Origin of the sequence: Nesterenkonia lacusekhoensis, assembly GCF_017876395.1 — a bacterium.
Lineage (GTDB): Bacteria > Actinomycetota > Actinomycetes > Actinomycetales > Micrococcaceae > Nesterenkonia > Nesterenkonia lacusekhoensis.
Window position 1 is genome coordinate 1,408,774 of record NZ_JAGINX010000001.1, and the last position, 12,169, is coordinate 1,420,942.

Genomic DNA, 12,169 nt, shown 5'->3' on the forward strand with positions numbered 1-12,169 from the left:
CCCGCACGACCCCCTCCCACAACCTCGGACATGAAGGGTGCAGCCATGCCAGCAGTCAACACCTCCGCCGCAGCTCCGCGCACAGAGATCTATCCGGACAAGGACACTGCGGTCCGCACCGTGGCCGAGCGGCTGCTGGCCGTACTGGTCGATGAGATCCACACCTACGGCGTCGCCCATGCCGCGCTGACCGGCGGAGGGGCCGGCATCGCCGTGCTGGAGCAGCTGCGCCAGCTGGCCGGCACCCCCGGTGTGGAGAAGCCGGACTGGACAAAGGTCCACTTCTGGTGGGGCGATGAGCGTCTGCTTCCCACCGAGGACGGTGAGCGCAACGCCCAGCAGGCCGCCGATGCGCTCACCGATGCACTGGTCTCCGAGCACGGCATGCCCACGGAGAACCTGCACCCCATGCCCAGCTCGGAGGATGCCGCCAGCCCGCAGGTCGGCGCTGAGATGTATGCCGAGCACCTGGCGGCCTTCGCCGAGGCGGACGGACGTTGTGGGCTGGCGCTGCCGCGGTTCGCCGTGATCCTGCTGGGAGTGGGCCCCGACGGTCATATCGCCAGCCTCTTCCCCGGCAAGGAGTCACTGGAGGTCACCGGACGCACCACCGTCGGCGAGGAGGACTCCCCCAAGCCTCCTCCGCCGCGCGTCTCGCTGACCTTCGATGCCATCCACACCGCCGAGCGCGTATGGATGGTGGTCACCGGCGAGGACAAGGCCGAGGCTGCCGGTCTGGCCTTCCGCGAGGAGACCGCGGTGGAGCAGATCCCCGCCAAGAACGCCCGCGGTACCGCCGAGACCATCTGGCATCTGGACAGGCCCGCCGCCGCTCAGCTCTGAGCGAGTTCATCCCCTCCTCAGTCCGGTCTCGCCCGCCGGTCACCTCCGGTTCACCTGCCGTCAGCAGAATTGATCGGCACTGCGTGTTACGCGCTCCGCCGGATGAAGAGGGACTATGACACAGACTGTACGACGCCGGGCCGCACTGGGGACCACCGTTCTGGCAGGACTGCTCCTGAGCGCCTGCGGCACCGGCGACGACCGCTCTGAGGCCACCACCATCACGCTCTACACCTCCGAGCCTCAGGAGAAGATCGACGAGCTCCTCGCCGACTTCGCCGAGGTGGAGCCCGATATCGAGGTGGAGGTCTTCCGTGCGGGCACCGGGGATCTGACCGCCCGCCTGGAGACCGATCTCAACGCCGGGGATCCCGGAGCCGACGTCTTTCTGGCCGCCGACGCGCCCACCTTCGAAGGGTTCAAGGAGGATGGTCTCCTCATGGAGCTCGAGCCCGAGGAGCTCGACGCCGTCCCCGAGCAGTGGCAGGACCCCGAGGGACAGTACGTCGGCACCCGGATCATCCCGACTGTCATCGCCCACAACACCGCCGAGTACGACGCCGCCCCGGCCTCCTGGCAGGATCTCACCGACCCCGAGTACGACGGCGAGATCACACTGCCCGATCCCGCGGTCTCCGGGGCTGCCGCCTTCAATGCGGCAGTCTGGTATCTCCAGGACGACCTGGGCGAGGACTGGTTCGACGAGCTCGGCGCCAACGCCCCGGTGATCGCGGAGTCCAACGGCCCGGTGGGCCAGGCCGTGGCCGACGGCAGCCAGCCGGTGGGCATCGTCGTGGACTTCATGATGCGCGACCTGCGCGATGCCGGTTCCCCGGTCGAGGTCTCCTACCCCGAGGAGGGCGTGCCCTATATCTACCAGCCCATCGGGATCTTCCAAGCCACCGAGGAGGCCGAAGCCGCCCAGGCGTTCGTGGACTACGTGATCAGCCAGCGCGGCCAGGAGTACGCCGTGGAGCAGAACTATCTGCCGGTCCGCGACGACGCGGGAAGCCCCGAGGGCGCTCCGGCACTGGACGAGATCACCTTCATGGAGGAGGACCTCTCCGAGATCACTGAGGTCCAGGGCGAGGCGCTGGATGCCTTCGACTCGACCATCGGAGGCTGAACGGAGCCTGCCCGCGCTGGGCCTGATCAATACCGGGCTGTGGCTCTTCTGCCTGGCCGTCGTCCTGGTGCCGCTGGGCACTGTGGCTCTCTACGGGGTGGCCAGCGGGCGCCTCGGAGAGCTCGCCCAGCCGGCGGTCGGCACGGCCGCGTGGAACAGCCTGAGCTCTGCGACGCTCTCCGGCGTTCTGGCGGTCCTCCTCGCGCTGGCGCTGGTGCTGGCCATCGAGCACACACAGCTGCCCGGCCGCACCGCCCTGCGCATTCTGGCACTGAGCCCGCTGCTGATCCCGCCCTTCATCGGTGCGATCAGCTGGATCGGCCTGTTCGGGCCTTCGGGGATGGTCAACAGCGTGGCCGAGGAGCTCTTCGGCGGACCGGTGTGGACCATCTACGGTGGGGACGGCGTGGTTCTGCTGCTGGCGCTGCACTCCTATCCGATCGCCTATCTGCTGCTGACCGCCGCCCTCGCTCGCATTCCTGCTGAGCTGGAGGAGGCCGCTCGAGCCTCAGGTGCCGGGTCCCGGCGCGCGCTGGTCCACATCACCCTGCCGCTGCTCCGCCCTGCCCTGGTGTCCTCCTTCATCCTGGTCACGGTCTCGAATCTGGCCGACTTCGGCATCCCCGCGCTGGTGGGAGGACCCCAGCGTTACGAGACGCTGGCGACGATCGCCTACCGCTTCGTGCGCTCGGGCACTGTGGAGAACCCCGTGGAGCTGGCGGCCTGCGTCGGCGTCGTGCTGCTGATCATCGTCGCGCTGGGGATGCTGCTGATCCGGCGCTTCTCCCGGGCCTCCTACTCCCTGGAGCCCTCGAGCTCCCGACCCGCGCCGCTGACGCTGAAGCGGCCCTGGGCGCTGGGTGGGATCACCTGGGCGGCTGTCCTGGGGATCACCGCGCTGCCGCTCAGCGCCCTGCTGATCCAGGCTCTGCTGCCTGCGCCGGGAGTGGAGCTGAGCTGGGAGAACCTGAGTCTGGACAACTTCAGATCTGTGCTGGAGAGTCCCTGGGCCTCCGAGGGCGCGCAGCTGAGCGTGACTCTTGCCCTGGGTGCCGCACTGATCACCGGGGTGGCCGGACTGGCCATCGGCACAGTGATGACCCGGACCTCGCTGCCCGGACGCGGCCTGCTGCGCAGCGTCTCCCTGCTCCCGCTGGCAGTGCCCGGTCTGATCGGCGCTGTGGGCTGGCTGCTTCTGGCTCCCCATCTGGGCCTCTACAACAGCCCTTGGCTGATCCTGTGGGCCTATGTCATGTCTTTCCTGGCCCTGGTGGTCCAGGCGATCGAGGCCCCGCTGCGCTCCACGTCCGCCGCATTGGAGGAGGCTGCACGCGTCAGCGGTGCCTCAGCGCTGCGCGCCTTCAGCGATGTCTCGGTCCGGCTGGCTCTGCCCGCTGCCGCTGCCGGGGCTCTGCTCGTGCTGCTGACCGCGGTGCGCGAGCTGACCATCTCTGCATTGCTGTTGGCTCCCAACGCCCAGACCCTCGGTGTGGCGATCTTCAACCTGCAGCAGGCCGGCTCCTACGGCTCCGCAGCCGCGCTGTCCGTGCTGGTGACCGTGGCCGGTCTGCTGGGCATGGGCCTGGTCACCCGCCGTCTGCACACCCGATGAGAGGAATCCGAGGATGAGTTCAGTCCGCTTCGACGCCGTCGACGTGGTCTTCGACGACGGCCACCGCGCGTTGGACTCGGTGAGTCTGGAGATAGCCGACGGAGAGATCATCGCGCTGGTGGGCCCCTCCGGCTCCGGCAAGACGACTCTGCTGCGCAGCCTGGCCGGCTTCCTGCGTCCCAGCGGTGGGACGATCAGCATCGACGGGCAGGTGCTCTCCTCCCCCAGGCACAGCACGGCTGTGGAACAACGTGGGCTGGGCATGGTCTTCCAACAGCATGCCCTTTGGCCCCATATGAAAGCGGCGGAGAACATCGGGTATCCGCTCCGTCTGGCCGGAGTCCGCCGAGCCGAGCGCCGTGCTCGGGTCGAGGAGTCTCTGGAGATGGTGGGCCTGGCCGGAATGGGCGGCCGCAGGCCCGATCAGCTCTCCGGCGGGCAGCGGCAGCGTGTGGCCCTCGCCCGTGCCATCATCCACCAGCCTCGCGTGCTGCTGTTGGATGAGGCGCTCTCCGCCTTGGACGAGCCGCTGCGCGCCTCGCTGCGGGCCCAGCTGCAGTCCATGTCCAAACGGCTGGGACTCACCGTCGTCCATGTGACCCATGACCGCGCCGAGGCGCTTGCGGTCGCCGATCGGATCGTGGTCCTGGATCATGGACGCGTCCAACAGATCGGAGGCCCGGAGGAGGTGATGGAGCGGCCGGCCTCAGGCTTCGTGGCCCAGTTCCTGCAGGACGCCGCGCTGCTCGGTGGCGAGCTGCACTCCGAAGGGTTCCGCTGCGAGCAGCTGGGGCTGGAGGTGCCGCGGCAGAGGATCTCCCGTCCGCAGCGGGACAGCGAGACAGAGGCCGCGGGCGCATGCGTCGGAGAGCTGGCTGTGGCCCCGCACCATGTGCTCCTCTCCCCTGCCGAGGGTGACGAGGCCCGAGGGGCTGAGGCAGACGTGGTCTCGAGCCTGTACGGCCGGCACGTCCACGAGGTGGAGGTCAGCTGGGCGGGTCGACGGCTGCGCGGCGAGACGGTGGGTTGGCGCCCCGCCCCTGGTGATCGGGTGCGGGCAGAGGTGATCGGCGGGGTGTTCTACCCCGCCGGATCGGGTGAGGAGGTCTCAGGCGGAGACTTGGATGAGCAGTCCCAGCGCGACCACGATCAGGCCCCAGAGGATCCCCAGGGTGATGGTGAGCCGGTTGAGGTTCCGCTCGGCGACGCCCGAGGATCCCAGTGACGAGGTCACGCCGCCGCCGAACATGTCAGACATGCCGCCGCCGCGGCCCTTGTGCAGGAGGATCAGCAGGATCAGCATCAGGCTGATCAGGGCCAGGGTGACCTGGAGTGCGATGGACAGTGCGGTCACAGCGACCTTTCGTGACGACTAGCGGGAGAAGAACCGGGTACCAGGATAACGCCTCGCGCAGAGCGAGGCGTCATCCCGGCGCCGGTCGGACTCACTCCGTGACGAGATGCTTCTCGAAGGAGACGATGTTGGCGAACTCTTCGGCCTCCAGGCTTGCGCCGCCCACCAGGGCGCCGTCGACATCGGGGCCCTGGAGGATGGAGGCCACGTTCTTGGCCTTGACGGAGCCGCCGTAGAGGATCCGGATGCTCTCGGCGAACTCCTGGGAGTAGAGCTCAGCGAGCTTGGCGCGGATGGCCGCCGACATCTCCTGAGCGTCCTCCGGGCCGGCGACCTTGCCCGTGCCGATGGCCCAGACGGGCTCATAGGCCACGATCAGCTCGGAGAGCTCCTCTGCGGAGAGGCCCTTCAGGGCCTCAGCCAGCTGGGCCAGCGTGTGCTCGATGTGCTGACCGGACTCGCGGATCTCCAGGCCCTCGCCCACGCAGAGCATGGGAGCCAGTCCATGACGCAGCGCCGCACGGATCTTGGAGTTGAGCAGCTCGTCGGTCTCTGCGTGGATCTCGCGGCGCTCCGAATGGCCGATGAGCACCTGGCCGCAGCCCAGCTTGTTCAGGAACTGGCCGGAGATGTCGCCGGTGTAGGCGCCGGAGTCCTGGTCCGAGAGGTCCTGGGCGCCGTAGTCGATCCTGAGCTTGTCCCCGGCGACCAGGGTCTGGACTCCGCGCAGATCGGTGAACGGAGGGAACACCGAGACCTGCACGCGGTCATAGTCGTGGCCCGCGTCGTCCAGGGTCCATGCCAGCTTCTGGACCAGGGCGATGGCCTGCATGTGGTCCATGTTCATCTTCCAGTTGCCGGCGATCAGCGGGCGACGGACGAACGTCCCGTCCTTCTGGGTGGTCATATCAGGATGTCCTTCCGTAGTGTTCAGGCAGTGAGGGCGTCGATGCCGGGCAGGTCCTTGCCCTCGAGGTACTCCAGGCTGGCACCGCCGCCGGTGGAGATGTGGCCGAAGGCCTCCTCGTCGAAGCCGAGGGTGCGCACCGCCGCTGCGGAGTCGCCGCCGCCGACCACGGTGAAGCCCTCGGTCTCGGTGAGCGCCTGAGCGATCGCGACAGTGCCTCCGGCGAAGGCCTCCATCTCGAAGACGCCCATGGGGCCGTTCCAGAAGATCGTCTTGGAGGCCCTGATCTGTTCGGCGAAGGTCCGCGCAGTCTCCGGACCGATGTCCAGACCCAGCGCCTCGGCACCGTGCTTGCCGGTCTCCAGCTCACCCACCGGCAGCACCTCATGCTCGGCGTCGGGGGCGAAGGAGGCGGCCATGACGATGTCGGTGGGGAGGATCAGCCGGCAGCCGCTCTCCTCGGCCAGCTTCACGAAGCCCTTCGCCGTGTGGAGCTTGTCCTCCTCCACCAGGGACTTTCCGATCTCGTAGCCCATCGCCTTGGCGAAGGTGAAGACCATGCCGCCGCCGATCAGCAGGGCATCAGCCTTGGGGATCAGATTCTCGATCACGGCGAGCTTATCGGAGACCTTGGATCCGCCGAGGACCACAGTGTAGGGGCGCTCAGGGGACTCGGTGAGCCGCTGCAGGACCTTCAGCTCCGTGGCCACCAGGTCACCCTGATAGGCCGGAAGCTGCGCGGCGATGTCGTAGACCGAGGCGTGCTTGCGGTGCACGGCCCCGAAGGCGTCGTTGACGTAGGCACCGCCCTCGCCGACCAGCGCGGCCAGTTCGGAGGCCAGCTCCTGGCGCTCGGCATCGTCCTTGGAGGTCTCACGGGGGTCGAAGCGCACGTTCTCCAGCAGCAGGATCTCGCCCTCGGCGAGGGATTCCGCGCCGGAGGCGGCAGACTCGCCCACCAGGTCCTCGGCCCGACGGATGGAGACATCGGTCAGCTCATCCATGCGGGCGGCCACCGGGGCCAGGGAGAACTCCGGGGTGGGCTCGCCCTTGGGCCGACCGAGGTGAGCGGTGACGATGACCTTGGCGCCGGCGGCGGCCAGCTTCTCCAACACCGGCAGAGAGGCACGGATGCGGCCGTCGTCGGTGACGATTCGGGTGCCGTCCTCCTCCGCGAGCGGGACGTTGAGGTCCGAGCGGACCAGAACTGTACGGCCGGAGATCCCGGCCTCGATCAGGGCATCGAGCGTATTGCTGGCAGTCATCGTTCGCGAGCTTCCCTTCACATCGCTTCGCGCTGAGCCGGGACCCCGGCTCGCTTTCCTACACATTACCAATCACAAGAGACAGAAGAGGTGCCCCGGACCGCAGCCCGGGACACCCCGCTGTGTCACGCCGTCACAGGCGCTGTGGCCGACTCGCTCAGAGCTTGCCGCCGACGTAGGAGGCCATCTCCACCAGACGGGAGGAGTAGCCGTACTCGTTGTCGTACCAGGAGAAGACCTTGACGGTGTTGCCGATGACCTTGGTCAGCGGTGCGTCGAAGATGCTGGCGTGCGGGTCGCCGACGATGTCGGTGGAGACGATCGGGTCCTCGTTGTAGGACAGGACGCCCTTCAGCGAACCCTCGGCCGCCTTCTTGAAGGCTGCGTTGACGTCTTCTGCGGTGACCCCGTCCTTCTCGACGGTCACCGTCAGGTCCGTGCCGGATCCGGTGATGGTGGGCACGCGCACGGCGAATCCGTCCAGCTTGCCGTCGATCTCCGGCAGGACCAGCCCGATGGCCGCTGCGGCACCGGTGGAGGTGGGCACCATGTTCACGCCTGCTGCGCGGGCACGGCGTGCATCGCTGTGCGGTGCGTCGTGCAGGCGCTGGTCACCGGTGTAGGCGTGGATGGTGGTCATCAGGCCCTCGACGATGCCGAACTCGTCGTTGAGGACCTTGGCCAGCGGCGCCAGGCAGTTGGTGGTGCAGGAGGCGTTGGAGATGACCGTGTGGTTCTCGGCGTCGTAGGTCTCCTCGTTGATACCCAGCACGAAGGTGCCGTCCACGCCCTTGGCCGGAGCGGAGACGATGACCTTCTTGGCACCGGCCTCGAGGTGCTTGCCTGCGGCCTCCTTGGTGGTGAAGAAACCGGTGGACTCGATGACGATGTCCACATCCAGCTCGCCCCAGGGCAGGTTGGCCGGGTCGCGGTCCGAGAGCAGCCGGATCTTCTTGTCTCCGACCACCAGGTGCTCACCGTCCAGCGAGACGTCCTGAGGGAAACGGCCCAGCACGGAGTCGTACTTGGTCAGGGTCACCAGAGCCTTCGGGTCGGTGAGGTCGTTGATGGCCACCAGCTCCAGCTCGGAGTTCTGGTCTTCCAGCACACGCAGGACGTTGCGGCCGATGCGCCCGAAACCGTTGATCGCGATCTTTGTCGCCATATGTTCCCTTTCGTTTTGCCTCAAGACATGCGTTGGGGATCAGCAGGACGGCTTGTGCCGTGCCCACTGACCCCCAACAACATCGTTGTTCTCAGGTTGCCTGTAGAACGCAGTTTTTATTTATCGCACACTATTCTGTCACGTCGATCAAGGCGTGACCAGCTTGCCCGCGCCGGAGCGGGCCGAGTCGAAGCGGGAGGCCACGTCGTCCCAGTTGACGATGTTCCAGAAGGCCTTGACGTAGTCCGGCTTCACGTTCTGGTAGTCCAGGTAGAAGGCGTGCTCCCACATGTCCAGCATCAGCAGCGGGGTGGTGGCCACCGGCACACCGTTCTGCTGGTCGTAGAACTGCTCGATCACCAGGTTGCCGCCGATGGGCTCGTAGGCGAGGATCGCCCAGCCGGAGCCCTGGATGGTCAGCGCGGCCTGGGTGAACTGCGCCTGGAACTTCTCGAAGGAGCCGAAGTACTCGTCGATGGCTGCGGCAAGCTCACCTTCGGGACGGCCCTGACCGTTGGGGGTCAGGTTCTTCCAGAAGATGGAGTGGTTGGTGTGACCACCCAGGTTGAACTGCAGGTTCTTCAGCAGCAGCGGAGTGGAGGCGTAGTCCTCCTTCTCGCGGGCCTCGGCCAGCTTCTCCAGCGCGGTGTTGGCGCCGCCCACGTAGGTGTTGTGGTGCTTGGAGTGGTGCAGCTCCATGATGCGGCCCGAGATGTGGGGCTCCAGAGCGCCATAGTCGTAGTCGAGTTCCGGAAGGGTGTACTCAGCCATGATCTTCCTCCTTGTGAGATGAGTTCCGCACCTCATCCTATGCCCAGAGGCAGATGGCATAAAGACCGCTACGGACTATGAACCCAGTGTTCACCCAGGGATGAAGTCACCTGTGCCGAGAGCCTCCGGCCAGAGACTCAGTTCTCCAGCATGTCGGGGGTGACATTGGCCTCCGTGCCCGGAATCTCCAGATCAGAAGCCTTCTTATCCGCCATGGCCAGCAGTCTGCGGATCCGGCCGGCGATGGCGTCCTTGGTCATCGGCGGCTCAGCCAGTCGGCCCAGCTCATCCAGCGAAGCCTGCTTATGGGCCAGGCGCAGCTCTCCGGCGTACTTCAGGTGATCCGGGACGTCCTCGCCGAGGATCTCCAGAGCCCGCTCCACCCGCGCACCTGCTGCGACAGCGGCCTGGGCCGAACGGCGGAGGTTGGCGTCGTCGAAGTTGGCCAGACGGTTGGCGGTGGCGCGGACCTCCTTGCGCATCCGACGCTCCTCCCAGACCAGCAGCGTCTGGTGAGCACCCATGCGGGTCAACAGCTGGGCGATGGAGTCTCCGTCCCGGATGACCACCCGGTCCACGCTGCGCACTTCGCGCGCCTTGGCCGTGATGCCCAGGCGCCGGGCGGAGCCGACCAGGGCCAGTGCGGCCTCGGGACCGGGGCAGGTCACCTCCAGCGAGGAGGAGCGGCCGGGCTCGGTGAGCGAACCATGGGCCAGGAATGCTCCCCGCCAGACGGCGACGGCGTCAGCCACCGACCCGTTGACGATGACGGAGGGAAGCCCCCGCACGGGGCGGCCGCGGGCATCCAACAGGCCCGTCTGACGCGCCAGGGTCTCGCCCTCGCGCACGACACGGACCACATAGCGGGAGCCCTTCTTCAGTCCGTTGCCCGAGACCACGATGATCTCGCTGTCGTGGCCATAGACCTCTGCGACGGCGGCACGCAGGCGGCGCGCCGAGGCGGCGTGGTCGAGTTCGGCCTCGATGACGATGCGCCCGGAGATGATGTGCAGCCCGCCGGCGAAGCGGAGCATCGAGGAGACCTCTGCCTTCCGCTCGGAGGTGGTCTCCGCCTCTTGGCGGGAGAGCTCTTCCTTGACCGATTCGGTCAGCGCCATGTGATCGATCCCCTGAGTCTTCCGGTTGTGTCAGCCCCGCTATGCTACTGGATTCCCCGATGGGAGTCTCAATGCCCTGTTCCAGGGTTCTCCCAGCTGCTGCAGAGCCTGGTCAGCTGTTGAACACCTCATGGAGCGCCATCGCCAGGCGCAGCGGGTCATGGACGTCGGGACGATCCGTCGAGCGGACCTCCTGATAGACGACCTGGGCTCCGATCTGTGCGGCGACCTCTTGGAACTCCTCCCTCTCAGACTGCTTCACCGACTCCGGGTCGGCCAAGACCCGGTCGATCCGGATCTGTGGGGCGTAGTGGTGCAGCACACGGAGATGGTCCGCCGGAGACATGCCTGCCGTCTCGTCGGTCTCCGCGATGAGGTTCATCACGATACATCGCTTGGCCTCGGTCTCATACAGCGCAGTCCGCATATCCTCCAGCAGCAGATGCGGCAGCACAGAGGTGTACCAGGACCCCGGACCGAAGACCACCCAGTCGCTGAGTTCGATGGCGCTGACCGCCTCCACACAGGCCTGCGCCTGGGCCGGGTGGATCTCCACATCGGAGAGCCGACCCATCCGCCCCGCCTTGGCGAGTTCCACCTGGGATCCGATGCGCACCGGAGCGCCATCCTCCTCCCCCGGCTCGGTACGCTCGTGGACCGGAGGGTGGACCAGACCCGACATGGTCAGCGGCTGGCGCGACATGGGCAGCACCTGGCCGCGGGCTCCGAGGAGCGCACCCGCCCAGCGCAGCCCGTCCACGGGGTCCCCGATCAGCTCCCAGAGGGCCACGATCAGCAGGTTGCCCATCGCGTGATCGTCCAGACTTCCGGTGACCCCGTCCCGGGAGCGGAAGCGGTGCTGCATGACCTGGGCCCAGGTCCGGCCCCATTCGGTGTCATCGCAGAGCGCGGCCAGCGCCATCCGGAGATCGCCCGGTGGCAGCACGTCCATGTCCTGGCGGATCCGGCCGGAGGAGCCGCCGTCGTCGGCCACCGTGACGATGGCGGTCAGATGTTCGGCAGCGATGATGCGCAGCGCCGCAAGCGTGGCGGAGAGGCCATGGCCTCCGCCGAGGGCCGCGACCCGGAAGACGGATTTCTTCACGCCTCACTCCCGTCCGAGGTCCCGGTGCACCGTATTGACCGTGACGTGAGGCAGCTGGTCCAGACGGCGGGCGAGCTCCTCCGAGATCGCCACCGAGCGGTGCTTGCCTCCGGTGCACCCCACCGCAAGGGTGGCGTAGTGCTTGTTCTCCCGGCGGTAGCCCTCCAGCACCGGCAGCAGAGCTTCGACGTAGCGGTCCACGAATTCGCCGGCACCCTGGTTCTCCAGCACATAGTCCCGGACCTCATCGTCCTGGCCGGTCAGCGGACGCAGCTCAGGAACCCAGTGCGGGTTGGGGATGAAGCGGACGTCGGCCACGAAGTTCGCATCGGCGGGCACACCGTACTTGAAGCCGAAGCTCATGACGTTCAGCCGCAGCTGGACGGGGCCGTCGGCGGCGAAGAGCTCATTCATCGCGTGGGCCAGGCCGTGGACGTTGAGCGAGGTGGTGTCCACGACCACTTCGGCTCCGGCTTTGATCTCCTGGAGCAGATCGCGTTCTGCTGTGATCCCGTCCAGGATGCGCCCGGAGCCCTGCAGCGGATGAGGCCGGCGGCCCTGTTCGAAGCGCCGGACCAGCAGCTCGTCGGAGGCGTCCAGGAAGAGCATGCGGTAGTGGATGCCGGAGGCCTTCACCTGGGCCAAGGCGTCCTGAATGTTGCTGAACAGGCCGCGGCTGCGCACATCGAGGACGACGGCGAGCTTCTCCACCGAACCGGGGTGCCGGGCGATGATGTCCATCATGGTGGTGATCAGCTCCGGCGGGAGCCCCTCCACCACGTACCAGCCCATGTCTTCCAGCGCGTGAGCTGCGGTGGTGCGCCCCGCCCCGGACATCCCGGTGAGGATCAGAAGTTCGTTCTCCGGAGGCTTCACCGGGGTCAGGGCATCACCATTACTCAT

At 67.3% G+C, this 12,169-nt stretch carries 12 protein-coding genes; 4 read left to right on the top strand and 8 right to left on the bottom strand.

What is annotated here, in order from left to right; all coding sequences use genetic code 11:
- Positions 1–45 precede the first annotated feature (45 nt).
- The 4 genes from pgl (at position 46) to JOF45_RS13620 (ending at position 4,806) form a co-directional block, all read left to right on the top strand.
- Positions 46–843 carry a 6-phosphogluconolactonase gene (gene pgl / locus JOF45_RS06670; RefSeq protein WP_210048658.1) on the top strand — a complete coding sequence of 266 codons (798 nt, stop codon included), beginning with the start codon at positions 46–48 and terminating at the stop codon, positions 841–843.
- Between the two features lie 115 nt (positions 844–958).
- Positions 959–1,969 (top strand): ABC transporter substrate-binding protein, encoded by a 1,011-nt coding sequence (locus JOF45_RS06675; RefSeq protein ID WP_210048659.1) that lies wholly within the window; start codon positions 959–961, stop codon positions 1,967–1,969.
- Positions 1,941–3,581, top strand: a complete 1,641-nt coding sequence (locus tag JOF45_RS06680; RefSeq protein ID WP_210048660.1) for an ABC transporter permease — start codon at positions 1,941–1,943, stop codon at positions 3,579–3,581. Before JOF45_RS06675 ends, JOF45_RS06680 begins: the two co-directional genes overlap by 29 nt.
- Before the next feature lie 13 nt (positions 3,582–3,594).
- Positions 3,595–4,806, top strand: coding sequence for an ABC transporter ATP-binding protein (locus tag JOF45_RS13620; RefSeq protein ID WP_210048661.1), 1,212 nt, complete (start codon positions 3,595–3,597; stop codon positions 4,804–4,806).
- Here JOF45_RS13620 and secG read toward each other — a convergent pair.
- The 8 genes from secG to rapZ all read right to left on the bottom strand — a co-directional run bounded on the left by secG (position 4,690) and on the right by rapZ (position 12,169).
- Positions 4,690–4,935, bottom strand: coding sequence for a preprotein translocase subunit SecG (gene secG, locus JOF45_RS06690; protein WP_210048662.1), 246 nt, complete (start codon positions 4,933–4,935; stop codon positions 4,690–4,692). The two genes, JOF45_RS13620 and secG, sit on opposite strands and share 117 nt — an antisense overlap.
- Before the next feature lie 91 nt (positions 4,936–5,026).
- The gene (gene tpiA, locus JOF45_RS06695; protein WP_210048663.1) at positions 5,027–5,842 is read right to left on the bottom strand and encodes a triose-phosphate isomerase; all 816 of its coding nucleotides are present in this window, start codon (positions 5,840–5,842) and stop codon (positions 5,027–5,029) included.
- A gap of 23 nt (positions 5,843–5,865) precedes the next feature.
- Positions 5,866–7,107, bottom strand: a complete 1,242-nt coding sequence (locus JOF45_RS06700; protein ID WP_210048664.1) for a phosphoglycerate kinase — start codon at positions 7,105–7,107, stop codon at positions 5,866–5,868.
- A gap of 157 nt (positions 7,108–7,264) precedes the next feature.
- Complete coding sequence (gene gap / locus JOF45_RS06705) at positions 7,265–8,272, bottom strand: type I glyceraldehyde-3-phosphate dehydrogenase (protein WP_210048665.1); 1,008 nt, start codon at positions 8,270–8,272, stop codon at positions 7,265–7,267.
- A gap of 147 nt (positions 8,273–8,419) precedes the next feature.
- Positions 8,420–9,043 carry a superoxide dismutase gene (locus tag JOF45_RS06710; protein ID WP_210048666.1) on the bottom strand — a complete coding sequence of 208 codons (624 nt, stop codon included), beginning with the start codon at positions 9,041–9,043 and terminating at the stop codon, positions 8,420–8,422.
- Between the two features lie 137 nt (positions 9,044–9,180).
- Positions 9,181–10,161 (bottom strand): DNA-binding protein WhiA, encoded by a 981-nt coding sequence (gene whiA / locus JOF45_RS06715; RefSeq protein WP_210048667.1) that lies wholly within the window; start codon positions 10,159–10,161, stop codon positions 9,181–9,183.
- A 112-nt stretch (positions 10,162–10,273) separates the two neighbouring features.
- Positions 10,274–11,266, bottom strand: a complete 993-nt coding sequence (locus JOF45_RS06720; RefSeq protein ID WP_210048668.1) for a gluconeogenesis factor YvcK family protein — start codon at positions 11,264–11,266, stop codon at positions 10,274–10,276.
- Positions 11,267–11,269: 3 nt separating this feature from the next.
- On the bottom strand, positions 11,270–12,169 hold the full coding sequence (rapZ, locus tag JOF45_RS06725; protein WP_210048669.1) for an RNase adapter RapZ: 900 nt from the start codon (positions 12,167–12,169) through the stop codon (positions 11,270–11,272).